The organism is Pseudoalteromonas sp. S1650 (assembly GCF_005887195.1).
Classification (GTDB): Bacteria; Pseudomonadota; Gammaproteobacteria; order Enterobacterales; family Alteromonadaceae; genus Pseudoalteromonas; species Pseudoalteromonas simplex.
On record NZ_PNDF01000029.1, the window covers coordinates 26706 to 52708 of the forward strand.

Here is a 26003-nt window from a genome sequence, read left to right on the forward strand (position 1 = left end):
ATGCATATTTTGATAACTCGTCCAGAAGGAAAAGGCACTGAGCTTGCTCTTGAGCTTCAGCAGGCGGGTTATCAAACAACCCTGTGCCCAGTCCTTACCTTAGATTACCTCACAGTAAATAGTAGTGAGCTCGCGCCGCTAGAAAATGCCGATAAAATCATTTTTATCTCGCAAGATGCCGTGCATGCCTTGTTAAAACTCACACCAACCATCAACAAAGCAGCGCAACTTTATGCGGTCGGTCAGCAAACGGCTGATGCGGTTTATGAAGCCTTTGGGCGACGAGCCGCAGTGCCCAAACAGCATGATTCAGAAGGTCTGCTTGAATTAAAAACACTACAAGATGTTGAACTAAGTAACATTGTTTTAGTGAAAGGTGAAGGTGGACGCACGACCATAGCAAAAACGTTAAAACAACGTGGTGCTTTATTAAATCAATTGGTTGTTTACAAGCGAAGCGCAATTGAGAGCGAACCGGGCAAGTGGATGGACCACTGGCAAACAATTGATGTAGAAGGTATAGTCATTACCAGTAATGCAGCGGTGGATGCCATTTTTAATGGTTTAAATGAGCCTCAGCTTGCATGGTTGAAAGAGCGACAATTTTTCGTTGCCAGTGAGCGTATCGCAGACTATTTAAAGCAACAAAATGTCGTAAGAACACAGATATATATTGCTGCAGGGGCGAGCGACAACGCTATGTTCACCTGCATTAATCAGCAAGGTAGCAAAATGAGTGAAGCAGAATCAAAACAACCCGCAAAGCCAGTGACTGCACAGCCAGAGAAAAAAGCGCAAACGGCAAATACTGGGGCAAAAGCGCCTGTACAAGCTAAAAGAGGCATCAGCAAAACAGGTAGCTTAGCGTTACTTATTTCACTTTTAGTGGCTTGTGCAGTTGGCTATGAGTTTTATCTAAAATTAAATAGCGATCAGCAATCGGCTGTGGTATTGACTGAACTGACAGATGAAAACCTTCGCTTACAGCAGCAAATTGATGCATTAAAAAGTGCCCAACAAACAATGCAGCACTCGCTTTATAACAGTGAACAAAAGGTCACTGATGCACTAAACGAAAGTGCTGAGCAAACACAGCAGCAATTACAAGCGGCTTTAAAGCGCGCCGAGCAGCAAACTTTCACGCTTAATCCGCAAGAAGTCACAAGCTTGCAGCGTATGGCCGAATTTAAATTGTGGGCAGAGCACGATTACCAAGGGGCTGCTGCTGTGCTATCTCGCTTAGATAGCTTGCTTGCAGAACACCCGGGTACAGGCGCTATTCGCCAAGCAATTCACCAAGATTTACAAACCTTGAATGCCATAGAACCTGTGGCTGTTGAAGCAATTTATTTAAAACTGCATGGCATTAATCAAAAAGTTGATGAACTGGTATTTAATGCTATTTCACTCCCTGAAGAGGTCGTCAAAGAGGACCCAAATCAATTAAGTGAAAATGTCAGTGAATGGCGTCAAAACCTTGCGAAGTCGTGGCAGCAGTTTAAAGACTTCTTTGTAGAAGTGCGCACACGTGAAGATATGGTTATCGCACCATTTTTAAGTGAGCAAGAGCGTCACCTAGTAAAACAGCGCTTAAGTTTATACTTAGCTCAAGCGCAAGATGCGGTATTAAGTAAACAAAGTAGTGTGTATTTTAGTGCTGTTGATGCTGCTCATAGCTTAGTAAAAGATTACTTTAAACAAGATGATGCGCAAACAAAAGCGGCCTTAAAAAGTCTTGCTGAGCTTTCGAAAGAGCAGCTCGATTTTAGTCCAAAAGTGTCACTACAAAGTACTGAGCAGGTGAAGGAGTGGGCACAATGATCCGCTTTTTATTAATCATTATTGCAATAGCAGTCTGCTTAGGGATTGCCCCTTTTTTTATAGACCAAAAGGGTTATGTACTAATTGCCTTTAATAAAACAACCATTGAAGGGACTATTTGGGGCGTTACTGCACTTTTAATATTAGCATTCGCTGCACTGTTTTTACTTTATAAGCTTTGCCGATACGTAATATCTTTATATAGCCATACACGCCATGGTTTCTTTGCGCGCAGTGAAGAGCGTAAACAAGCGGCCATTGAGCAAGGCGTATGGAGCTTGATTAATAACGATTATACGGAGCTTGAGCTTGCACTTGATAACAACAGTGTTGCAGAAAAGTGGAGCGATATACGTTTTGCGCTTCTAGCTAAAGCGGCACTGGCGAATAATGAAAATGAAAAAGCAATTAGCTATCTTGATAAAATAAGCCAAGATAAGCAGCTAAAAGTGGCTAATTTATGGATTGCTAGCGGCGAAACCAGCACTATCTTTGCTGATCTTAAAGCGTTAGCTGAACGCAAAAAAGCCTCTCGTTTAGAGCTTAAAATGTATGCCCATGTTTTAGTGCAAGAGCAAAAGTGGGCGGCACTTAATGACTTTATGCCACGTTTATTACGTAAAAAAGCTCTTTCTGAGCAAGAGTGGCAACAATTGTTCGACCGTTATTTTGCAGCTCAGTCAAACGGGGATTTAACTGAGCGTTATGAGCAATTAGCCAAAAACTTGAAGCCACACGCAGAGGTAAGCTATTTAGCGGCGATGGCGAAGGCAGGTGAGTTAAACAAAATTGAGCTAAGCTTAATTAAAATGATCAAAAAACCGCTACAGCATAAAGATTTAGCACGTATTTTACGTACTAGTAGCGCTGGCGATGCACTGAAATTACAATCAAGTTTGCAGGATGTATTAAAAAAAGACACCGAAAATACAGACTTATTACTAGCCCTTGCATGTTTAGCAAATGCTCACGGTGAATACGACTTAGCCGCGCGAGTGTTTGATAAAGCGCTTAATGCAGATAATCGCCATGCTTATTTGCAGCAAGCGGTGCTAAGCTACAGTAAGAGTGCCCAACCAGAAAAAGCATTGGTACTCTATCAATAATTTTACTCCAGCCAGCAAAGGAGCGATGGCTTGAAGAACTTATTTACACTGACAATAAGCATTGCACTTGCTTACTTTCTTACAGGGTATTTAAGTAATTCTTTGCTGGCGATTGATGGTTATGCGGTTGCAGCATGGCCGCCTTCAGGTATTGCGCTTGCCAGTATCTTGCTACTTAGAAATCGTGCCTTGCCAGGGGTTCTGCTAGGGGCATTCTTTGTAAACCTTATTCACCTTGATAAAGTCACTGATATTTTTCATTGGCAAATGATGATGCAGGCAATTGGCGTATCAACTGCATCTACATTCCAAGCTTGGCTTGCTTATTACATTATTATTCATGTCGCTAAACGCCCAATTGAATTATCGTCATTAAAGCAAAGTATGCTTGGTTTAATGATTGGCGGCCCTTTGTGTAGCTTGATTGCAGCATCAATTGGCACCGGCTTACTGGTCATTAACAATGTTATTCCGAGTTATGCGGCGCTTAATAATTTTATCGCATGGTGGATTGGCGATAGCATTGGGGTACTGATTTTCACGCCATTAATTTTAGCGGCATTTAGTTACCATCATACTCGCCAACGGCTGCAAATCATTGTGCCGTCGCTATTAATTTACGTGGTTATTTGTGTCAGCTTTTATGGTGCAGCCAGTGTTAAAAAAGACAAAGATTTACAGCGCCAGCAAGCTAAAGTCAGTGCTATTCACACGAACCTTGAGCATAAAGTCGATGAAATTAAGTCGCACTTAGCCTTACTCGCAACTTTTTTTGCTAGTAGTGACATGGTTGATTTTGACGAATTTAAACGCTTCACATCAAGGCAACTACAATACAGCGAAGAAATTCTTGCCCTTGAGTGGGCGCCTAAGGTTATTCACTCACAACTAAATAATTATCAAAATTTACTACGTGATGAACTCGGCGCTGACTATTATGTGAAAGAAAAAAATGCTGCAGGGCAGTGGCAGCCGGTGAGTAAGCGAGCAGTCTATTTTCCGGTGCAATATATTCACCCATTAGCAGGGAACGAACCTGCGCAGGGCTTTGATTTAGCCTCAAACGAGTTACGTAAACAAGCGTTAACTGACTCTCGGTTAATTAAAAATGTCACCGTCAGTGAGCCTATTACCCTGATGCAAGGTGATGGTAACGAAAAGGGCGTTTTATTCTTCAACCCAGTTTATTCAGACATTAATCATCAGGTCGGGTTTAGAGGTTATGTTGTCGCCGTGGTCAATTTAGAGGTGTTAGCACAAACACTTAATTTTAATCAGAACACTGATATCGATGCCAGCTTCTATGACGTTACTGACGGCAGTAATCCTGTCGAAATTTACAACCCACACCGTGTAGGTACAACAGCTATTGCGAGCTTCAACTTTATTATTGGTGAGCGCGTTTGGCAGGTAAAACTATGGGAGTCAGTTACACAGTCGTCATGGCTGCCTTATTGGTTGGCGCAAATAGTCGGTATGCTGTTTGTTTGGTTATTGATCACCTTTTTGATTTCAGTAACTGGTACTAATATTCAAATTCGTCAGCAAGTGGCAAAGCAAACTCAAAGCCTTCGCGAAGAAAAATTAAAAGCCGATAAAGCCAGCCAAATTAAAAGTGAGTTCTTGGCGAATATGAGCCATGAAATACGCACACCTATTAATGGTATAAAGGGTTTGCATTATTTAGCAATGCAAGAGCCTGACTGGCAACAAGCCCGTGGTTATATTGATCAAGCCGATGGTGCACTGAATGTACTATTACGGGTAATCAATGATGTTTTAGATTTTTCTAAAATAGAAGCGGGGCGATTGGAGCTACATCAAGAACCCATTGATGTGAATGCGTTGGTTAGTGAGCTGACTAACTTATTGCAGTTTGAGCTTAACTCTCGCTCTTTAGAATTTAGAGTTGAGCTTGATGCTTCTGAACACTTACTGATCCACACCGACCCAATTCGTTTAAAACAAGTATTGTTGAATTTGTTAAACAATGCGGTGAAGTTCACTCAAGAAGGCACGATTACATTACGTATTTGGCAGCAGGGTGAATTTACTTACTTTAGTGTTATTGATACAGGCATCGGCATCAGTAAAGAGGCTCAGCAGCGCCTGTTTAAACCATTTTCACAAGCTGATAGCTCAACCTCTCGTCGTTTTGGTGGCACAGGTTTAGGCTTAAGCATTTGTCAAAAACTCATTGTTATGATGGGAGGCGAGATAAGCCTAACTAGCTCTGAGGGGCAAGGTTCAACGTTTACAATTTCGCTGCCATTTGAGTCCCCTCTTGAAGAGGTGATTCATAGTGATGATGAGTTAGCTGATATCGATGTGACAGCTGTGTCATTTGCCTATGATGCAATTTTATTGGTTGAAGATAACCCATTGAATCAACATGTGGCGGGTTCGATTTTAAAAACTAAAGGCTGCCAACCTGATATCGCTAAAGATGGCCACGAGGCTATTAAGATGATCAGTGAAAAAAGCTATGACCTTGTGCTCATGGATATTCAAATGCCGAATATGGATGGCTTACAAGCGACTAAGGTTATTCGTAATGAGTTGCTGATCACCGATTTACCGATTATTGGCTTATCGGCAAATGCCCATGATGATGACCTTAAGAAAGGCTTAGCCAGTGGTATGAATGGTTATTTAACAAAACCAATTGATGCTGATAAACTTTTTAAAACCTTGTGGCATTTTTTGCATAATGATAGCAGCCATTAAAGCAGACATTTGACCTCAAAAAAGTAAATAAAATCATCTAAACTTGAAATATCGCCGTGGGTACGTATGATCCGCGCAAATTTACTGAACCTGAGTGCTAATTATGATCAATAACAAACTCCCTTTGCTTGATATTCACCGTCATCTAGATGGTAATGTTCGCCCACAAACGATCTTAGACCTTGGTCGTCAGTTTAATCTTGAATTACCTGCTGACAACATTGAAGCACTTATTCCGCACGTACAGGTTATCGACCCTGAACCAAATTTAGTGGCATTTTTACAAAAGCTTGATTGGGGTGTAAAAGTACTGGGTGATTACGATGCTTGTCGTCGTATTGCTATCGAAAACGTTGAAGATGCGATTGCCCAAAACCTCGATTACGTTGAGCTTCGTTTTAGTCCATATTATATGGCGCAAAGCCAAGGCTTACACCCGCAAGGAGTTGTCGAAGCGGTGGTTGATGGTGTAAAAAGTGCGTGCCAAAACGCGCCAATTAAAGCTAACTTAATCGGCATCATGTCGCGTACATATGGCACCAAAATCTGTCAGCAAGAGCTTGATGCGCTACTTGCTTTTAAAAATGATTTAGTGGCGGTTGATTTAGCTGGCGATGAAATTGGTTTCCCGGGTGAGCTATTTGTTGATCACTTTAAACAAGTTCATGATGCATACTTAGCTGCCACGATTCATGCCGGTGAAGCACGCGGTAGCGAAAGCATTTGGCAAGCAATTAACGAGCTTGGTGCAACGCGTATTGGTCATGGTGTAAAAGCAATTGAAGATGCTGCACTAATGGATTACTTACGTGATAAGCGCATTGGTATTGAGTCTTGCTTAACCAGTAACATTCAAACCAGTACTGTTGCTGAGCTTGCAAAACACCCGCTAAAAACCTTCTTAGACCATGGTATTTTGGCATCGATTAATACTGATGATCCGGCCGTTGAAGGTATTGAAATAGCGTATGAGTATCAAGTAGCAGCACCTGCGGCAGGGTTAAGCCAAGCCGATATGGAAAAAGCGCAAGCTAATGCGCTTGAAATTGCTTATTTAAGCGATGCAGATAAAGCGGCTTTAAAACAGTTAGCTGCTAATCGTTAAGCAGCTAACTTATACTTGGTGCTCTTGGCATGAAACGTAGTTTTCATATAATGCCTTGAGCACGTCACCTCGGCTGATCATGCCAACAACCTTACCACCCTCGATAACTGGGTAATTCTTTGGCTTACCCGTTTTCATGGCATCAGCCAACTCAATGATATTTTGATCGCTACTCACGGTAACAACATCGGTGCGCATGAGTTGTTTTACCTTTACCACGCCATCGCAGAAATAACTGTTTTGCATGAGCGGTTGCAGCAGCTCTTGTTCTGAAATAAAGCCAACTAAACTTTTGTTGTCATCGAATACAGGTGCGCCTAGTAATTTAAACTTTTGCAGCTCGCTAATCGCGGTGGTCATTTCAGTTTCAGGCGTAATGTGTGGCAACTTACGTTGCATAAAGTCTTGTACTTTTGTATTTAGCATTTGGGTCTCTCCCCATCGTTATTCTAAACAGAGTATGGTCAAGGAAATGCAGTTTGTGAAATCGTTTAGACGGATTAAGGCGATAGGTAAAACAAATAAAAAAGGCATCCAATTGGATGCCTTAAAAATAATCTGTATGAGTTAGTTATTTAATGAATGCAAATGCATCAGCGTACATGTTCTCACGTACCGCACCATGGTTAATAAAATCATCGCGAACCACGCCAATCATGTCGAAGCGGCCTGCCATGTAAATATCGTATGGTTCTAAAGACACTATATCTTCCATAACGGCCTTGTGGACGTAACCGGTTTTGCCAGTCCAGCTTTGCGGCGCATTTTCAACCACTGGAATGTATTGGAAATGTGGGTTGCTGTTTGCCCATGCTTGCATTTCATCATGAGCATAAAGCGCAGCTTGCTCACGAACACCCCAGTAAAATAATACAGGGCGCTCACAGCCAATTTCAGCAAGGTGATCAGCCATTGATTTGGCATAAGAAAAACCAGTACCGCCAGCAAGTAGAATAATTGGGCGCTCACCCTCAACTCGCAGCTGTGATACACCTAAACCCACTTCAACATTAACTTGCTGTTGCTCTGTATGTGCTTGACGTAAATGATCAAGCGCTTGCATTGCATACGAATCAGCACCTGCGGCACCAATATGTAGTTCAATTTGGTCAGTTTGTGAAGGGCGGCTTGCAATAGAAAAGGCACGCTTATCTTTTTCGCCTAATACAAGTTGCATATATTGGCCTGCCTCGAATGACACAGGTTGCTGTGGTTTCAAAATGACCTTATGTACATGGTCTGTAAGCGGGCTGATCGCAACAACGTCAGCGAGTAATGTTTGCATAGTTTACCTTTATAAGCACAGAAGCAAATTCGGTTATGAATCGCACTCATAACCGTTAAATTTTGAGCAGTTTAACATAGTCACAGCCTAGAGAATATCTAAGCTGTCCCATAATTCATCAACACGTTCTTTGATTTTTGGATCCATAACAATGGGCTCACCCCATTCACGATCTGTTTCGCCTGGCCATTTATTGGTTGCATCCATGCCCATTTTTGAGCCAAGGCCCGAAACTGGCGATGCAAAATCTAAATAATCAATTGGCGTGTTTTCGATCATCGTCGTATCGCGAGCAGGGTCCATACGCGTTGTAATGGCCCAGATCACGTCGTTCCAATCACGTGCGTTTACATCATCATCGCAAACAATCACGAACTTGGTATACATGAATTGACGTAAGAAAGACCACACCCCCATCATCACGCGCTTGGCATGACCTGGGTATTGTTTTTTCATCGTGACCACAGCCATACGATAAGAACAGCCTTCAGGTGGTAGATAAAAATCTACAATTTCAGGGAATTGCTTTTGCAGAATTGGTACGAACACTTCGTTCAATGCAACCCCGAGTACTGCTGGCTCATCTGGTGGACGGCCAGTGTAAGTGCTGTGATAAATTGGGTTTTCACGATGTGTAATGTGAGTGACCGTCATCACCGGAAACTCGTCTACTTCGTTGTAGTAACCTGTGTGGTCGCCATAAGGGCCTTCTGGTGCTGTTTCACCTGGCATAATATAACCTTCAAGCACGAACTCTGCGGTAGCAGGCACTTGTAGGTCATTTGAAACCGATTTAACAACTTCAGTTTTACTACCGCGTAGTAAACCAGCAAATGCATATTCGCTTAGGGTGTCTGGTACTGGTGTTACAGCGCCTAAGATTGTCGCAGGGTCGGCACCTAATGCGACAGATACAGGGTAAGGTTCGCCTGGGTGCTCTTTACACCATTCACGAAAATCTAATGCGCCACCGCGGTGCGATAGCCAACGCATAATAATTTTGTTTTTACCCAATAGCTGCTGACGGTAAATGCCTAAGTTTTGGCGCTTTTTATAAGGCCCTTTGGTAACCGTTAGACCCCATGTGATCAAGGGAGCAGCATCACCCGGCCAGCAATGTTGGATAGGCAGCTTAGTTAAGTCAACATCATCGCCTTCAAGTATCACTTGCTGACAAGGCGCTTTTTTTACTTCTTTAGCTGGCATATTCAGTACTTGTTTGAATACTGGGATTTGCCCTAGTGCCTCTTTAATGCCTTTTGGTGGCTCAGGCTCTTTTAGAAAAGCTAATAACTTACCAACTTCGCGCAGTTCACTGACATCATCTTGGCCCATACCCATCGCTACACGTTTGGGCGTACCAAAAAGGTTAGCAAGAACGGGAATGGTGTGACCTTTAGGGTTTTCGAATAACAGAGCAGGGCCTTCTGCACGTAACGTACGGTCGGCAATTTCGGTCATTTCAAGGTAAGGATCAATTTCTTGTTTGATCCGTTTTAACTCACCTTTTTGTTCTAATAACTCGATAAATTCGCGAAGATCTTTGTATTTCATTATAGCCGCTTAAACGCTGAATAAACTGTCGCTATTATACTCAAAACCACTGATTAAGCTAATTTAGCCACGAAAGCTTTTGCTATTACTGGGTTAAGCTACATTGGTACTTTTTACCTCTTAAAATCAGCATGGCTTCATCGCCTTTAGACCAAAACAGCACATTATCGGCACTGTATTTAACCCCAGAGCCGCTTACTTGGCGATTGAGTAAATATTCACTCTCCTTAAATGTCAGTCTGGCTTCCTCATCATTGTACTCAACGATACTGGCGCTGAGGGTCTCATCGCACAGATAGTTGCTCGGTGCACTTTGCTCAGCACATGCGCACAAGGTAACTAAAGCGAGCCCCGAGAGAAGTGGTTTAATCATAGAAACACCTCTATTTTTGAATGAGCTATAAGCCTAACAAAGAAAAATTAACCGTTGGTGAAAATGGCAGGATAAGTTATGTTGATAGTGTATTTAATGGGCAAGGAACCACCATGGCAGGCACAAATTTACTAACCTTACTTGATGATATTACAACACTTTTAGACGACATTGCGACGATGAGTAAAGTCGCAACAAAAAAAACAGCAGGGGTGTTAGGTGATGACCTCGCGCTTAATGCTCAGCAAGTTACAGGGGTAACTGCCGATAGAGAGTTGCCAGTGGTTTGGGCTGTGGCAAAAGGCTCGTTTATCAACAAAGCCATCTTAGTGCCCGCAGCGTTATTGATTAGTGTTTGGTTGCCTTGGTTAATCACTCCGCTGTTAATGGTTGGCGGGCTGTTTTTGTGTTTTGAAGGTGCAGAGAAAATTATCGAAAAGCTGTTTGGTCACGCTCAACAAGAAGGTGAAGGTGTGGTTGAACAACAAGACTTACAAGAATACGAAAAGCAAAAAATCAAAGGAGCAATCCGTACTGATTTTATCCTCTCTGCAGAAATTATAGTGATAACGCTAGGTACGGTTGCTGGCGCAACGCTGGTTAATCAAGCTTTAGTGCTCAGTGTAATCGCAATTATTATGACCATTGGCGTGTATGGGTTAGTTGCTGGGATTGTTAAACTTGATGATGCTGGTTTGTATTTACTGCAAAAAGCGCAGCAAAGTGGCGGTAAGTTTAAAGAGCTTGTAGGTAAGTTTTTACTTGCTGCAGCGCCTAAGTTAATGCGCTTTTTAGCCTTTGCAGGAACGGTTGCTATGTTCTTAGTTGGCGGTGGCATATTGGTACATGGGATCCCTGTTTTGCATCACGTCAAGCAAGGTAGCATCGAGTTTGTAACGGATTTAGTTGGCAAAACTGGGGAGTTGGCTACGCCGATTATATTTGATGGTTTATTGGGTGTTTTGGCTGGGGGGATCGTCGTTTTAATGACAATTATCTATAAGAGATTTTTTCGGTAACAATTGTTATTTATAAGTATACTGGTTGGGAGTTATTTGTTACCTTTTATTTTACTCTAAATTTAAAAGGGAATTTTATGTCTAGATTAATCATAATTATATCTTGTTTGCTTATTAGCTTTATTAGTAATGCAAAACCAAAACCTTTACCAATTGAAACCTTCAGTAAAGCTAGCGAGTTTGGAAGTGTGAAGATTTCACCTACTGGTAAATACCTAGCCGTAATGACGCAGCCTAACGGCAAGAATTCTTTAATGATTTTGGATACTGATACATTTAAGGTATTGCATGCGATAAACTTTCCAAAAAATGCTCAAGTCGGCAACTATTACTGGGTGAATGAAGAGCGTATTGTATTAGCTAAAGAGTATCTAAAAGGTTGGAAAGATCATCCTGAATACCATGGTGAGTTGTTTGGTGTAAACGCAGACGGCAGTCAAGGGGAGTATTTGGTTGGTTATCAAGGTGAAAGGCAAACTGGGACGAGAATTAAAAAGGCAACTCCTGTATTAGGGACCTCTTATGTGCTTGACCCATTGGTAGAAAATAAGCGTAAAATGTTGGTTTTAACCATACCATGGACAGCTGCCAAAGAGCCTCACACGATTGTGTATGAAGTAGATGTCTATCGAGGGACAAGAAAAAAGATCACACGTTCACCTTCAAGAATGGCTAGTTTTCTGACTGATCATGAAGGCAACGTAAGAGTATCCGCCTCGACTGATGACTATATTAATCCAAAAATATATATCCGCCCTAAATCTGGTGGTGAGTGGGAAGAGCTCAATTTAAAGGATATTTCGTATAGTGATGTTGGGTTGCATGCTTTTGATAGCACGGATGAATCTGCTTATGTGACGGCTTCTGTTAACGGAGAAGCTAAAGGGCTTTATAAGTTAAATCTTAAAACTAAACAATTTGATCTAATCCATAAAGAAAAAAGTGTTTCACCAAAGCAGGTGTGGGTGGATGAAGTATCAAAAGAACTTTTTGCTGTCGAGCATGAGTTAGGCTACCCAACCTATTCTTTTATAGATAATAACACTAAGAAAAGCCAGCAATTAAAAGCTCTTTTAAGAGTGCTTGAGGGCCAGCAAGTTCAATTAGTCAGCAGTACCGTAAATGGTGATAAGAGCGTCATTTTTGCCTCAAGTGACACTAATCCTGGCAGTTATTACTTATTTGATGCTAAAACTAATAATCTCGGTTTTCTATTCTCATCCAGAAGTTGGATTAAACCTAGTCAAATGGCGATTACAAAGCCTATCAATTTTACAGCACGTGATGGACTAGCTATCTACGGTTACTTAACTATTCCAAATAACGCTGAAGAAAAAAACTTACCATTAGTAGTAATGCCGCATGGGGGTCCTCATGGTCCAAGAGATTGGTGGGGATATGACTCAACAGCTCAGCTTCTTGCGAGTAGAGGAATTGCTGTACTAAAGGTTAACTTTCGTGGCTCAGGTGGCTTTGGACGAAATTTTGAACGTGCCGGCCATCGCAAGTGGGGACAGGAAATACAATACGATATTATAGATGGTGTAAAATATCTTATTTCAAGCGGTATTGCTGATAAAGGTAACATTTGCATTATGGGGGCCAGCTTTGGTGGATATTCCGCGTTACAAAGTGCGATCTTGGAACCTGATATGTTCCAGTGTGCGATTGGAGTTGTAGGTGTATATGATTTACCACTCATGTTTGATGAGGGAGATGTATCTGAGCGTGATAGCGGGCAACGTTTTCTAAAAGTGGTATTAGGCGAGGATGAAGAGCAACTAAAGCGTTTTTCACCAAGCTACAATATAGAAAAGTTAAAAGCTCCAGTATTAATTTTTCATGGTGGGGAAGATCGAAGGGCGCCTATCGAGCAAGCTGAGTCTTTAATTTCGGCTTTTAAAAAAGAGAATCATCCCTATATTTATGAGCTATTAGATGATGAAGGTCACGGTTTTTATAAAGAAGAGCACCGCACTCTTTACTATAAAAAAGTATTGGCTTTTTTAGATGATCATTTAAAGCTTTAATGAAAAGTGCCGGCGAGCAAGCTCGCCGGCAAGGATTTAGCACGGGAACGTAAGCGTGCTAGTGTGCAAGGTCTTCCTTTAAGTTGTACAAACTCAAAAGATGATTCGTTCATTAAGCAATGAAGCCTAGTTGCAATTTAAAACAGAGCAGGAGAGTGACTCTGTTATTGCTAATAAGCATTTATAAAACCAACAAAGTAATATAAATACTGTGCCATACAAAAATGTTATAACATAACAAAAATAAAGTAAATAGCGAGAGTCATATTATTAGGCTGGTTTCTTCTGCGTGATATTTATGGGTAACAGATTATTGAGTATTCAACTTACTACAATCGTAACTCAAGCATAGCTCTGCGAGCTCAACCTTTGCTTTAGGATTCCCTTGTAAGGTGGCTTTGTTGAGCCAGTAAGCTGCTTTTTCGTTATTCACTTCTGTCCCTTGGCCATCGCGATACATCTGACCCAAGTTTAATTGTCCCCATGAATAACCATCTTCCGCAGACAGGGTAAAACTTTTCAACGCTTCCTCGTATAAGCCATCTTTGAAGTAAGTGATCCCCTCCTGATTATGTTTATCGAGCTTAACGCCCGTATATAAAGGCTTAGGTCTAGGCGGGTGCATAACAAAACCACCAAATAAACTATAAAGCTCAGGTCGCATAATCTTATATATGCTGCCTTCATCATAAAGCTGCTGTATTTGTGATTTACTGAAAGTCAGGGTTTTACTAGAAAAGTAATCATCTTGAACTAGCATGCTGGTTCGCATCGCAATCTCGATGTCTTTATTGTACTTGTAAGTGTAGTTAGCAACTCTAAAAGTCATGTTCTTGTCATCCAATTCAACGAGCTGAGCTACTTTTAGGTTGTTAATACGTTTTGGTTTGCCAGTAAACTTATCTGAATAGACAAAATAGGTATCAAACAACTTTGGCTCGTTTAGGTAAGTTTGCTCGTTCTCAGTTTGTTCATTCGCCCCGATTAATGCTTTTGCTAATAGGTAAGCGATGATGAATAGGCCAATAAAGTACTTTATAAACGACGCTAACTCTAAGGCGGGCAATGAATACCAAGGTGCAGGAGTAACATAGCCACAGTCATCACATTGTCTTTGATAATTAATAGAAAGTGGCATGATGGGCAAAATAGTAAAGCGCAAAACTTTACTGTGATTGCTTAAAGAATAATGTTCACTATGGCAATGTGGACACGTTTTTTGTTTTTTATAAAAAACATCAGCGGGTGCGGTATTAAATAGAAGCATCGTTTCTTCCTGAATATTGCTATCAATAAACTAGAACAAATGCAGAGAGTTAGAAAGCACCAAACTGTAAGCAAATATGAATTAAATATGCTGAACAATGTTTTCGTTTAGAGAAACAGCACATTCTCTGCTATGATCCACAGCATCTTCGAGGATGTCCCTCAATTATCAAGTTTGGAATATTACTGTGACCGCTACTGCTTTTTCATCTTTGGCTTTGCCGCAAGAGTTAACCGATAACTTATCAACTTTAGGTTATACGCAAATGACGCCTGTGCAAGCGCAAAGCTTGCCAGTGATCTTGCAAGGCAAAGATATTATTGCCCAAGCTAAAACCGGGTCGGGTAAAACGGCTGCATTTAGTCTAGGTGTGCTGGCTCAGTTAAATGTGAAACGCTTTCGTATTCAGTCTCTCATTTTATGTCCAACCCGAGAATTAGCAGAGCAGGTAGCGGAAGAAGTTCGTAAGCTAGCCCGTGGTATTCATAACATTAAAGTTTTAACCTTATGTGGCGGTGTGTCTATTGGTCCACAAATTGGCTCATTAGAGCATGGTGCGCATATCATTGTTGGCACGCCAGGTCGTGTTGATGACCATATTCGCAAAGGCACATTGCGCTTAAATGATGTTGAAACCTTGGTGTTAGATGAAGCTGATCAAATGCTAGATATGGGTTTCCAAGATACCCTTGATGCTATTGTTGAGAGTATTCCAAATCAACGCCAAACATTATTGTTTAGTGCGACTTATCCAAAATCAATTGCTGCGATAGCTGAGCGAGTGCTTAGCAATCCAGAAATGATTAAGGTTGAAGAAGAGCAAACAAAAAGCACCATAAAGCAATACTTTTATAAGCTAGATAACAACAAACAGCGCTTTAATACATTGAAGCTGTTGTTATTAAAGTTCCAGCCAGAAAGCTGTGTGGTTTTTTGTAACACCAAGGTTGAAACTCAACAGATTTGTGATGACCTTTATGCTGAAGGGTTTAGTGCGGTTGCCTTACACGGTGATTTAGATCAACGTGAACGTGAGCGCACTTTAATTCGCTTTGCTAATAAAAGTGCCTGTATTCTGGTTGCAACGGATGTTGCTGCGCGTGGCTTAGATATCAACGATATGGACATGGTAGTGAACTACCACCTCGCGCATGACCCTCAAACCCATGTACACCGTGTTGGTCGTACTGGTCGAGCAGGTAAAAAGGGTATTGCATGTTCTATTTATGGTGAAGCAGAGCAATTTAAAGTGGCACAAATTGGCGACCACTATGAGCGCGACTTTGACCCTGAACCAATTCCGCCATTTAGCTTGCTCGAAAAGCCTGCTTATAAGCCAACCATGGCGACAATTATGATTGATGCTGGCAAGAAGCAAAAAATTCGTGCCGGTGATATTTTAGGTGCATTAACTGGTAAAGAGGGAATTGCTGGTCATCAGGTAGGTAAAATTAACGTACTTGATAATGTGGCCTTTATTGCTGTTGAGCGAGCAGCTGCAAAACCTGCATTACGCAAATTGACCGAAGGTAATATTAAAAAGCGCAAGATTCGTGCGCGACGTTTGAGTCGGTAATCTGGTTAATTATGAGCAGCTAGCTTTAAGTTGCTCATATTCGAGTTGTATTCTCTTAAACTCAATTGCACAGCCTTGGCGGTCTGGGTGGTGTTTTAATGCTAGTTGTCGCCAACGCTTTTGTAACTGTTTTTCCGAAAAATCAGTAGGTAGCTGCCACGCCTGTTGTAATTGTATTAGCTGCTGCTGAGGTAATGAGTGAATGGCCTTTTTTGGGCTAAATGACGAAAAGCGCTGCCAAAAATCAGTTAACAACGTATCAATTTCATCGCTTGTTGTATCAAAGTTTTGCCAATCTAAATAATAACCCCGTAGCGGGTCATGACTTTCTAATGCGTTACTTGTTTGCTTACTAATAAGTTCAATATGTAAAGAGGCAATCTCTAGCTGTTGCTCTGGCGCAAGTTGTGCTTGCAGTTGATACAAGCCATTCATAACTAAAAAGTTGCGTTTAAACAGATCTTTTTGTGGGTCTGCGTCTAATGGTTCTATTTTTCCAGATTCACTAAGTGCTCTGGCAAGCGTATGAACCTTCCAAACAGGCTGTTCCAAAAGGAGGTAAAAAATCTCATCAATCAGTGGGTTAACCATTGTTCGCAAGCCTGACTTTGGTGTAATCTAAATGTGTGTACGCTATCACAGCTAAACAATTGAAACTACAAAGTTGCTCTGAGATAAATATTTAGCATTATAAAATTAGCATAAAAAGCCAAGTATAAGATTAGGGATATTAAATATATGCTCGCACCTACACGTTTAAGCATACTTTGTTCAGCGTTTTTTTGCTGTTTTTTCGTTATGCCCTTCAATTTGGCTGCAAATTCATTATTTGAGCAATTCACACAACAAGAACAATGGGAAGATAAGCATCAACTAGGGTTACAGTTAATTTCACAAGGTTCACTGAGTAATGAGCAAACTCTTGATGTTTATATGCAATTAGCCGATTTAGCATTAGAGAAAGACTTATTTTCTAAAGCAATTGAAAATTACCAAAAAGTTGAGTTATCTACATCATTTGATACCAATCCGGAGCGTTTCTTTCGTGCAATAAAAATGCAAGGAGTGACCTACTATTATCAAGGTTTGATGCAACAGGCGCTAATAGCGTACTTAAAAGCGATACCTTTTGCTGAAAAAATGCCTGACCCACTAGCTAAAGCCAATTTAATGAGCAATATTGGTCTCGCTTATTTTGATATGTTTAATTTGAATCAAGCTTTAAATTACTACAAACAGGCCAAAGATATTTATGAACAACATGGTAGTGAGCAAGATAAAGCTGATATTTTGCATAACATTGCCGGAATATATATTCGACTTTCAAGTTACGAAGTTGCTCTTGAAATGTACAGAGAAACATTAAATATATTCCAAAGTTTAGGTGATATGGATGGTGTCGCTCAATCCTATGGAAATATGGGGGTAGCTTATTCTGAGCTTGGGCAGTATCAACTCTCTTTGCATTATTATCAGCGTGCTTTGCGCTATTATCAAGAAACAAATAACGCCTATTTCTTGTCTTCTCGCCATGGCAACATTGCTAATGTTTATTTGCGCACGGGTGATTTAGAGCTTGCCTTAAGCCATGCCGAAAAAGCGATTGAGTTTGCAAAAAAAATTGACAACAAAGCCTTAGAGTTGGCCGGCGTGTTGTCACAAGCAAAAATTGAATTGTTACAGAATAAATTAACAAAAGCTGAATCCACTTTAACTACTTCAGTACAGATGGCAAAGGAGTACAAAGACGATTTACGTGTTCAAGATGGTATGGGGATGATGGCTTTAATTAAAGCAGGTCAAGGTGATTTTGCTACAGCCGTTGCGAATTTTGATAAGTTTGTTCGTTCATTTAACTCTGTTCAAAATGCCAAATTATTAAAGTCGATGGGAGAGTTACAAAGCCAGATACAAGCAACTCAGCTCAATCAAGAAATAATCGAACTAAAGCAACGTCAACAAGTACAAGATCTCGAAATGTCCAAACAACGACAGTTGGGCATTATGCTATTCATCTTATTCGTTATGCTGGTGGTAACAGGTATTACTGTATACCGTCGTAGTATTGAAAAAGGCGCTAAAGAGCAGCTTTCTTTAATGGTGGCAAAACGAACAAAAGAACTTGAAGAAACAGCAGAAAAATTGCGCAGAGCTAACGAAATAAAGAGTCAATTTTTAGCAAATATTAGTCACGAAATTCGTACGCCGCTAACTGCAATTTTAGGGCAAACAGATAATTTAATTAATGGTTATTATAAACCAGAGCACTTAAATGATGAACTTGCTGTTATCCAAAAACAAAGTGATCATTTAAAAGAGCTAATAAATGACGTGCTAGATATCAGTAAAATTGAAGCTAACAAGCTAGAGCTTAGCCTAAAAGAGGGGGATTTAGTTCGGTTGCTTACAGATGTCCATTCTATGCTTAGTGGTCAGGCTAAAGATAAAGGGTTGAACTTTGCATTTCATAATGAACTTGGTGAGCAATATTATAGCTTGCTCGATTTTACCCGCATTAAACAAATCCTTATTAACCTGTGTGCAAATGCAATTAAGTTTACAAACCAAGGCGAAGTCGAGTTAAAGGTTTCGCGTGTTGAGCAAGGTGTGTGGTTTTATGTTACCGACACTGGTATTGGCATGAATGCCGAGCAACTGAAGCAAATATTTGACTGCTTTAGCCAAGGTGACAATAGTATTAGTCGCCGTTTCGGTGGTACTGGACTTGGATTAAGTTTATCGCAACAGCTTGCAATGATGATGGGTGGTTATATTAGTGTTGAAAGTGAGCTGAACCAAGGTAGCGTGTTCTCATTTTACTTACCTTGTAAAGAGTATATACCAAGCTCTGACATCATTGAGCCTGCAAAACTCGAACAACATGCTGCCAATGGCTTATCTGGCAAAGTGCTGCTAGCTGAAGATCATCCAGATAACCGCCGTTTAATTTCTCGCTATTTAGAATCTATGGGACTTGAAGTGATTGCTGTAGAAAATGGTGAGCAAGCCGTTGAGCAGTGTTTAAAGGAGTTTCCCGATGTTGTGTTGCTTGATATTCAGATGCCAGTGCTTGATGGTTTAAGTGCGCTTAAACTATTACATGAATGTGGGTTTACACAGCCCGTATATGCGTTAACGGCTAATGCTATTAGTCACGAAATCGACGGTTATCTTCAAGCGGGATTTACAGGTTATCTTGCTAAGCCAATTGATAAAAAGGTGTTTTACACGCAACTTGCTAAGCATTGTAAGAAGGACGCCGTTACAATTAAGTCTCAGCATGATATGAGCGACTTAGTCGCAAGTTTTATTGCAAGTTTCGAGCACGAAAGCGCCTTAATACAACAACACTTTGCTGCTGATAAATACTTCGATTTGCAGCAGGATGCGCACCGCATTGGTGGTGCTGCAAAAATGTTTGCGTTAGAAGAGGTGGCAGTGAGTGCAATGGCGCTTGAGTCTGCACTAAAACAGCAAAAATTATCAGACTTAACTAGCCTAGTTGCTCAGTTGCTTGAGCAGCTACATTGTGCTGCTGTAAGTCAAAATAACTCAATCTCTCCATCTTGATGATTTTTAGAAGAGTCGCTAGTTTGGATACGATCGCGATTTATACGCTGATTAGTATCGATATCTGGGTGAGCAATATGAAACAAAGACAGTTTGTCATCTATAGCGTGAGCTAAGCTAACTAAATCCTTACTGGACACAGCTTGAATTTGCGAACTTGAAAGTGCGTCTGAGTTTAATTCTACCATTGCATCAATACTAGCCTGGGCTTCGTCAGACATAGTACTTTGTATTGCGACTTGCTCATGAACGCCCTCTGAGTAGTTGCTGATAGCTAACATAGCCTGCTCTATTTTATTTGTTTCTTTTGTCGTTGCATCAGATAACTGTACTGTATTTTCAGCTTCCTTGAGAGCTGTTTGCATCAGTTGATTTGCAAGTTTGGTGCTGTGTTGAATTTTAGCTACCATTTCACGCACTTCTTGGGTCGATTTACTCGTTCGTGCAGCTAAGTTTCTTACTTCATCTGCGACAACTGCAAAGCCTCGACCTTGCTCACCAGCGCGGGCTGCTTCAATTGCCGCGTTTAATGCCAAGAGGTTGGTTTGATCTGCGATGCCATTTATTACATCAATAATTGAGCCTATGGCATCACTGTCTTGTTTAAGTAATAAAATTTGTTCGCTTGTGAGATTTATATTATCAGCAAGTTTAATAAGGCTTGCTTGGCTTTTATCTGAATCAGAACGAGTTTGTTGAACTGATTCTGTCGCAGCCAAAACAGATTGAAAGATTTCTTTCAAGCTATGATCAAGCTTTCTTGATACTTCAATCGTTCGATTTATTGTATTGGCTAAATCAATTCCATGTGCATTTTGTATTGTGGCTTTCTGAGTCATTGAGGCATAGGTGTCTCGCAGAGCATCTGCCATAGGAAGAAGCCGCGCAGATGAAGCTGAAACTTCACTAAGTAAATGCTCGACCATGGTTAGACTTGCATTTAATGCGTGACAGACCTCAGGTAATTGGCTGTCACTTTCATTAAACCGAAAAGTGAAGTCGATGCCATCTTTCGTTGTTATACAAGATACAAAATATTTAAGGTAGTCCTTTTGTTTGTCATTATCTTTATGTAGATAAATGATTAATAGCGACCAAGGAATGACTGAAACTAAGCCAAAAATGACTATTTCTTTCATAGATGAGTTGAAAATGATAAAGCTGGTAATACTGCCAATTAAGCTAACTACAAATAGAATAATTGCAATTTTTAAATGCGACATAGAGGATCCTTACCTTTATATCTAATCATTTATAGAACAATTATTCTTCAAATACCAATAAACTTATTCTGTAAAAGTATAACTTTTAAAGTGTTATGTCCTTAGTTTTACGCAAAAAAAATGCCTGTATTAAACAGGCATTTTTTAAAAACTTAGTAATCGTTACTGTCGTTTCATTGAGTCAAAGAATTCATCATTGGTTTTGCTCATCGAAAGCTTATCAATTAAGAATTCCATTGCGTCAATTTCTGACATCTCATGAACGATCTTACGTAAGATCCACATCTTCTGTAGTTCATCAGGTTTAGTAAGTAACTCTTCGCGACGCGTACCTGAGCGGTTAAAGTCAATCGCTGGGAATACACGCTTTTCGGCAATCTTACGATTTAAGTGTAATTCCATGTTACCTGTACCTTTGAACTCTTCGTAGATAACTTCGTCCATCTTCGAACCAGTATCGATAAGAGCCGTTGCGATAATTGTTAAGCTACCGCCTTCTTCTACGTTACGAGCTGCACCAAAGAAACGCTTTGGTTTGTGTAATGCGTTTGCATCAACACCACCGGTTAATACCTTACCTGATGATGGGATCACCGTATTGTAGGCACGAGCAAGACGTGTGATTGAATCAAGTAAGATAACCACGTCTTTTTTATGCTCAACAAGGCGTTTTGCTTTTTCAATTACCATCTCGGCAACTTGAACGTGACGACTCGCTGGTTCATCGAACGTTGAGGCAACTACTTCACCTTTTACAAGGCGCTGCATCTCTGTAACTTCCTCTGGACGTTCGTCGATAAGAAGAACCATCAGTTCACAATCAGGCTGGTTGTAGCTGATCGATTGCGCAATGTTTTGCAGTAGCATGGTTTTACCCGCTTTCGGCGGAGCAACGATAAGCGCACGTTGACCTTTACCAATTGGAGAGGCTAAATCAAGTACACGTGCTGTGATGTCTTCAGTGCTACCGTTACCACGCTCCATACGTAAACGTTCGTTTGCGTGTAGTGGGGTAAGGTTTTCAAATAGGATTTTTGTGCGAGAGTTTTCAGGTTTGTCGAAGTTTACTTCATTTACTTTTAATAGTGCGAAGTAACGTTCGCCGTCTTTAGGTGGACGAATAAGGCCTGAAATTGAGTCACCAGTACGCATGCTGAATCGACGGATTTGACTCGGTGATACATAAATATCATCTGGGCCGGCTAAGTAAGATGCTTCTGATGATCTTAAGAAACCAAAACCATCTTGTAAGATCTCTAGTACACCGCCGCCATAGATGTTTTCACCGCTTTTAGCGTGCGCTTTAAGGATGGCGAAAATGATGTCTTGTTTTCTTAAACGGGCTACGTTTTCGAGCCCCATGGACTCAGCTAAGTTTACAAGCTCTTTTATAGACTTGTCTTTTAATTCGCGTAAATGCATATTGGTGGGTTCTTTATTACAATTGTCATACTCAAAATCATCGTTTGATACATGAGTGAGGTTTGTTGGTATAACTAAGGATTAGTTGGCTTTATAAACTAGCAGGTCACTAGCAAGGCGTCCAGTCTTTAAACAAAATAAAGCTAAAAAAAGGGCAAAAAGCCCTTTTTTATATTTTCATTAGATGTTGTTTTCTAAAAACTCTACTAATTGAGTCTTAGAAAGAGCACCAACTTTAGTTGCTGCAACTTGGCCATCTTTGAAAAGAAGTAATGTAGGGATACCACGGATACCGAACTTTGGTGGTGTGCCTGCATTCTGGTCGATGTTAAGTTTACCAACGGTAACTCGGCCATCAAACTCGCCAGCTACTTCGTCAAGAATAGGGGCGATCATTTTACAAGGTCCGCACCATTCAGCCCAAAAATCAACAAGTACAGGTTTGTCTGATTGTAGTACGTCAGCTTCAAAGCTATCGTCAGTTAATTGAATAATTTTCTCGCTCATTGCGATCTCCGATTAGTTAGGCGAAATATTTAATGCGTATTTAAACACTCTTGTTTCTTATTGCAAGTTTAAACGTTATGCTTAAACGCTATGACTAAGACACATTTGACCGATAAAAAGTTTTCAGACTTTGCTATCGCACCGGAAGTGGTTGCCGGTTTAACCGAAAATGGGTTTGAATATTGCACACCCATTCAAGCAAAATGCCTACCTTTTATTTGTGAAGGCCGCGATATTGCGGGCCAAGCGCAAACAGGTACGGGCAAAACGTTGGCGTTTTTAACCGCCACGTGCCATCGGTTATTACAATCTAGCAAAGCATCTAGTAAACATCCAAGAGCCCTGATCATGGCCCCAACAAGGGAGCTGGCGATTCAGATACACAAAGATGCAAAAATTTTAGCGCCACACTGTAATCTTAACTTAGGATTAGTATATGGTGGCGAAGATTACGAAAAACAACGTGCACAACTAGAAAAAGGCGTTGATATTTTAATTGGGACTACTGGACGCCTTATCGATTTATACAAGCAGGGCTGTTATACCCTCAATGAAATCGAGGTTGTAGTGCTTGATGAAGCAGATCGTATGTTCGATTTAGGCTTTATAAAAGATATTCGTTATATGTTTAGACGTATGCCAGAAACGTCTGAGCGATTAAACCTATTATTCTCTGCAACCTTGTCATATCGTGTGCAGGAATTAGCGTTTGAACATATGACTAACCCTGAGCATGTACAAGTTGAACCTGATGTAAAAACAGGTAAGCGTATTCAAGAAGAGCTATTCCATCCATCGCAAGATGACAAAATTAAGTTACTGTTAACTTTAATTGAAGAAGAATGGCCAGATAAAGCGATTGTGTTTGCAAATACGAAACACAGTTGTGAGAATGTTTATGCATGGATGAAAGCCGATGGTCACCGAGTTGGATTATTAACCGGTGATGTAAACCAGAAAAAGCGTCAATCAATTTTGGCTCAATTTACCAAAGGCGATTTAGACTTTTTAGTAGCAACAGACGTTGCAGCTCGTGGTTTGCACATCCCAGAAGTAAGTCATGTATTTAATTTTGATTTGCCAGATGATTGTGAAGACTATGTACACCGTATTGGTCGTACCGGACGTGCAGGTGCATCAGGACACGCTATTAGCTTTGCCTGTGAACAGTACGCCTATAATCTCCACGAAATTGAGCAATACATAGAACACAGCATTCCATTATCACATTATGATAAAAGTGCATTGCTTGATGATTTAACTAAGCCTACTATTCAGAAAAAGCGGAACTATTCTACAGGCCCACGTAATCGTAATAACAACGGACGTCGACCAAATAATAGTTACCAGAAATCGCGGTCGTGATAAACGGCCGTTATTGAAGACTTAGTAGTAACTAGAGGTTTTTGAACGGTGGGGCAACTTCAACCGCAAAAAAATGTGTATGCAGTAATCGACTTAGGATCAAATAGCTTTCATATGCTGATCGCTAAATCGATTGCTGGCGGTCTGCAAACGATCGGTCGAGTAAAACGTAAAGTAAGGCTTGCTGCAGGGCTTGATGAAAACAACGTCCTTAGCACTGAAGCCATGCAACGAGGTTGGGAATGCCTAGCCTTGTTTGCTGAACGTCTACAAGACATACCAAAGAAAAACATCACAATTGTTGCGACCGCAACATTACGTCTTGCTACTAATGCTGATGTATTCAAGCATAAAGCTGAACAGATCCTTGGTCATAAAATCAATGTTATCAGCGGTGAACTAGAAGCTAAGACAATCTATAAAGGCGTGGCGCACACCTCTGCTTGTAGCGGTAAACAACTGGTTATCGATATTGGCGGAGCCAGTACCGAAGTTGTTATCGGTCAGGGTTTTGATGCACTGCATTATAAAAGTCTACACATGGGCTGTGTTACCTTCCTAGAACGCTACTTCAAAGATCAAAAGCTCAGTAACGAAAACTTTGCTGCTGCAATTAAAGCTGCAAGTGAAGTGGTTGCAGAAATTGTCGATGAATACCAAGCAACCGGATGGCAAATTGCGAGCGGTGCGTCAGGCACAGTGCAAGCGATCCAAGAAATCATGGTTGCACAAAACCAAGATGAGCTTTTAACGCTTGATAAACTTCTCGCTATTAAAGAGCAATCAGTGCAATTTGAAACGATTGCTGATCTTGAGCTTGCTGGCTTGAGTGAAGAGCGCCGCCTAGTGTTTGTTTCTGGCCTCGCTATATTAATCGCCTTGTTTCAATCGCTAGATATAAAACAAATGGGTCTTGCGCGCGGTGCATTGCGTGAAGGTGTTTTATATAGCATGGTGCCAGAGCTTCATAACCACGACATCCGCAAACGTACAGTTGATGGTTTAATGAATCGCTATCATGTAGATCAAAAACAGGCTTGTCGTGTTGCGCAACTTGCGGAGCAGTTGGCTAAAAGCGTGATGGGGCAATGGCAATCGATCGATGAAAATGCAATTGCATTGCTAAGGACAGTAGCAAAATTGCACGAGATAGGCTTACTCATAGAGTATAAGCTTTATCATAAGCACACGGCTTACATTATAGAAAACACAGATATGCCAGGATTCTCGCAATCTGAGCATAAACTGATTACTGCTGTTGCTAGTGAGCATCGCGCTGATCTTGTTAAAAACAGTTTTGCTCACTTGGGCTGTCATCAAGTACTCGCAGAATGCTTAACAAGAGTTGTGCGGATCGCTGTGATCTTATCAATGCGTCGCCAAGATGATGTACTACCAGCGATTGATCTCAGTGTTAATGAAAACACCCTTACACTGACATTTGATGGTGATTGGTTAAAATATCACCCATTAATGGCCAGTGAGCTGCAACTAGAGTCCAAGCTACAAGCAAAAGTAGGTTGGAAGCTCATAGTAAAATAACGTTAAAAGGCCCTTCGGGGCCTTTTTTAGTGCTATTTTTACCCGTTTCGTTCGTATTTTGCGCGAACAGTCATTTTTTTCATAAAAACTTCAAAAAACAGTTGATCTCAATTCGGATCTCCCTATAATGCGCATCCACCGACACGGCGGACTGCTTACAAAAAAGCAAAACGACGAGTTGGTTGAGTCAAGTAAGACTGAGTTTTGAAAAAATAAACTTTTCTCAAAATTAAGTGTTGACAAAAATAACGGCTTGCGTAGAATGCACAGCCCTTGAGACGAAAAAGTATCTCAAACGTTCTTTAACAATATAAAGCAATCATCTGTGTGGGCACTCGTACAGATTGAGTTCTAACAGCGAAGCTTAGTTTACTAAGTAGAGCAAACAAATTTAGAGTCTCAATTTCTTATGAGTGACTATATAGTCAATTTATACAGAATTCATTGAGCACGAAACTTCGGTTTCAAAAAACTTTTAATTGAAGAGTTTGAACATCGCTCACATTGAACT

19 protein-coding genes are annotated in these 26003 nt (G+C 40.8%); 10 read left to right on the forward strand and 9 right to left on the reverse strand.

Features of this window, described 5'->3' with window-relative positions; translation table 11 throughout:
• The 4 genes from CWB80_RS10765 to add all read left to right on the forward strand — a co-directional run bounded on the left by CWB80_RS10765 (position 1) and on the right by add (position 6759).
• Positions 1-1821, forward strand: coding sequence for a uroporphyrinogen-III synthase (locus CWB80_RS10765; RefSeq protein ID WP_138598965.1), 1821 nt, complete (start codon positions 1-3; stop codon positions 1819-1821).
• On the forward strand, positions 1818-2927 hold the full coding sequence (locus tag CWB80_RS10770) for a heme biosynthesis protein HemY (RefSeq protein WP_138598966.1): 1110 nt from the start codon (positions 1818-1820) through the stop codon (positions 2925-2927). Before CWB80_RS10765 ends, CWB80_RS10770 begins: the two co-directional genes overlap by 4 nt.
• 30 nt (positions 2928-2957) lie before the next feature.
• Complete coding sequence (locus CWB80_RS10775; RefSeq protein ID WP_138598967.1) at positions 2958-5654, forward strand: CHASE domain-containing protein; 2697 nt, start codon at positions 2958-2960, stop codon at positions 5652-5654.
• A gap of 103 nt (positions 5655-5757) precedes the next feature.
• Complete coding sequence (gene add, locus CWB80_RS10780) at positions 5758-6759, forward strand: adenosine deaminase (RefSeq protein ID WP_054554668.1); 1002 nt, start codon at positions 5758-5760, stop codon at positions 6757-6759.
• Between the two features lie 9 nt (positions 6760-6768).
• Here the strand turns inward: add and CWB80_RS10785 are convergent, their stop codons facing one another.
• The 4 genes from CWB80_RS10785 to CWB80_RS10800 form a co-directional block, all read right to left on the reverse strand.
• Complete coding sequence (locus tag CWB80_RS10785) at positions 6769-7185, reverse strand: CBS domain-containing protein (protein WP_054554669.1); 417 nt, start codon at positions 7183-7185, stop codon at positions 6769-6771.
• A gap of 145 nt (positions 7186-7330) precedes the next feature.
• Positions 7331-8044 carry an NAD(P)H-flavin reductase gene (gene fre / locus CWB80_RS10790; protein WP_138598968.1) on the reverse strand — a complete coding sequence of 238 codons (714 nt, stop codon included), beginning with the start codon at positions 8042-8044 and terminating at the stop codon, positions 7331-7333.
• An 87-nt stretch (positions 8045-8131) separates the two neighbouring features.
• Positions 8132-9598: a 4-hydroxy-3-polyprenylbenzoate decarboxylase gene (gene ubiD, locus CWB80_RS10795; RefSeq protein WP_054554671.1), complete on the reverse strand. Its 1467-nt coding sequence runs from the start codon at positions 9596-9598 to the stop codon at positions 8132-8134.
• Positions 9599-9683: 85 nt separating this feature from the next.
• Complete coding sequence (locus CWB80_RS10800) at positions 9684-9971, reverse strand: MliC family protein (RefSeq protein ID WP_054554672.1); 288 nt, start codon at positions 9969-9971, stop codon at positions 9684-9686.
• A gap of 113 nt (positions 9972-10084) precedes the next feature.
• On the opposite strand from CWB80_RS10800, the gene CWB80_RS10805 reads away from it, so the two are divergent.
• Positions 10085-10990, forward strand: a complete 906-nt coding sequence (locus CWB80_RS10805; RefSeq protein WP_138598969.1) for a DUF808 domain-containing protein — start codon at positions 10085-10087, stop codon at positions 10988-10990.
• A 77-nt stretch (positions 10991-11067) separates the two neighbouring features.
• Positions 11068-13020: an alpha/beta hydrolase family protein gene (locus tag CWB80_RS10810; protein ID WP_138598970.1), complete on the forward strand. Its 1953-nt coding sequence runs from the start codon at positions 11068-11070 to the stop codon at positions 13018-13020.
• 310 nt (positions 13021-13330) lie between these two features.
• On the opposite strand, the gene CWB80_RS10815 is transcribed toward CWB80_RS10810, so the two are convergent.
• On the reverse strand, positions 13331-14287 hold the full coding sequence (locus CWB80_RS10815; RefSeq protein ID WP_138598971.1) for a tetratricopeptide repeat protein: 957 nt from the start codon (positions 14285-14287) through the stop codon (positions 13331-13333).
• Positions 14288-14474: 187 nt separating this feature from the next.
• On the opposite strand from CWB80_RS10815, the gene dbpA reads away from it, so the two are divergent.
• Complete coding sequence (gene dbpA / locus CWB80_RS10820; RefSeq protein WP_138598972.1) at positions 14475-15863, forward strand: ATP-dependent RNA helicase DbpA; 1389 nt, start codon at positions 14475-14477, stop codon at positions 15861-15863.
• Positions 15864-15872: 9 nt separating this feature from the next.
• Here dbpA and CWB80_RS10825 read toward each other — a convergent pair whose 3' ends face one another.
• Entirely contained in the window at positions 15873-16454 is a 582-nt protein-coding gene (locus CWB80_RS10825) for a DNA-J related domain-containing protein (RefSeq protein WP_138598973.1), read from the reverse strand.
• Positions 16455-16673: 219 nt separating this feature from the next.
• On the opposite strand from CWB80_RS10825, the gene CWB80_RS10830 reads away from it, so the two are divergent.
• Positions 16674-19433, forward strand: coding sequence for a tetratricopeptide repeat protein (locus CWB80_RS10830; RefSeq protein WP_249362565.1), 2760 nt, complete (start codon positions 16674-16676; stop codon positions 19431-19433).
• On the opposite strand, the gene CWB80_RS23105 is transcribed toward CWB80_RS10830, so the two are convergent.
• From CWB80_RS23105 to trxA, 3 genes are all read right to left on the reverse strand, one after another.
• Complete coding sequence (locus CWB80_RS23105) at positions 19406-20656, reverse strand: methyl-accepting chemotaxis protein (protein ID WP_138598975.1); 1251 nt, start codon at positions 20654-20656, stop codon at positions 19406-19408. The genes CWB80_RS10830 and CWB80_RS23105 overlap by 28 nt on opposite strands.
• A 162-nt stretch (positions 20657-20818) precedes the next feature.
• Positions 20819-22078 (reverse strand): transcription termination factor Rho, encoded by a 1260-nt coding sequence (rho, locus tag CWB80_RS10840; protein ID WP_054554678.1) that lies wholly within the window; start codon positions 22076-22078, stop codon positions 20819-20821.
• A 180-nt stretch (positions 22079-22258) separates the two neighbouring features.
• Positions 22259-22585 (reverse strand): thioredoxin TrxA, encoded by a 327-nt coding sequence (gene trxA / locus CWB80_RS10845; protein ID WP_054554679.1) that lies wholly within the window; start codon positions 22583-22585, stop codon positions 22259-22261.
• Positions 22586-22675: 90 nt separating this feature from the next.
• Between trxA and rhlB the strand changes: the two genes are divergently transcribed.
• Together rhlB and gppA are read left to right on the forward strand one after the other, a co-directional pair.
• The gene (gene rhlB, locus CWB80_RS10850; protein WP_054554680.1) at positions 22676-23950 is read left to right on the forward strand and encodes an ATP-dependent RNA helicase RhlB; all 1275 of its coding nucleotides are present in this window, start codon (positions 22676-22678) and stop codon (positions 23948-23950) included.
• A 48-nt stretch (positions 23951-23998) separates the two neighbouring features.
• A complete protein-coding gene (gene gppA, locus CWB80_RS10855; RefSeq protein ID WP_054554681.1) occupies positions 23999-25492 on the forward strand; it encodes a guanosine-5'-triphosphate,3'-diphosphate diphosphatase in 1494 nt (497 codons plus the stop codon).
• Positions 25493-26003: the final 511 nt, after the last annotated feature.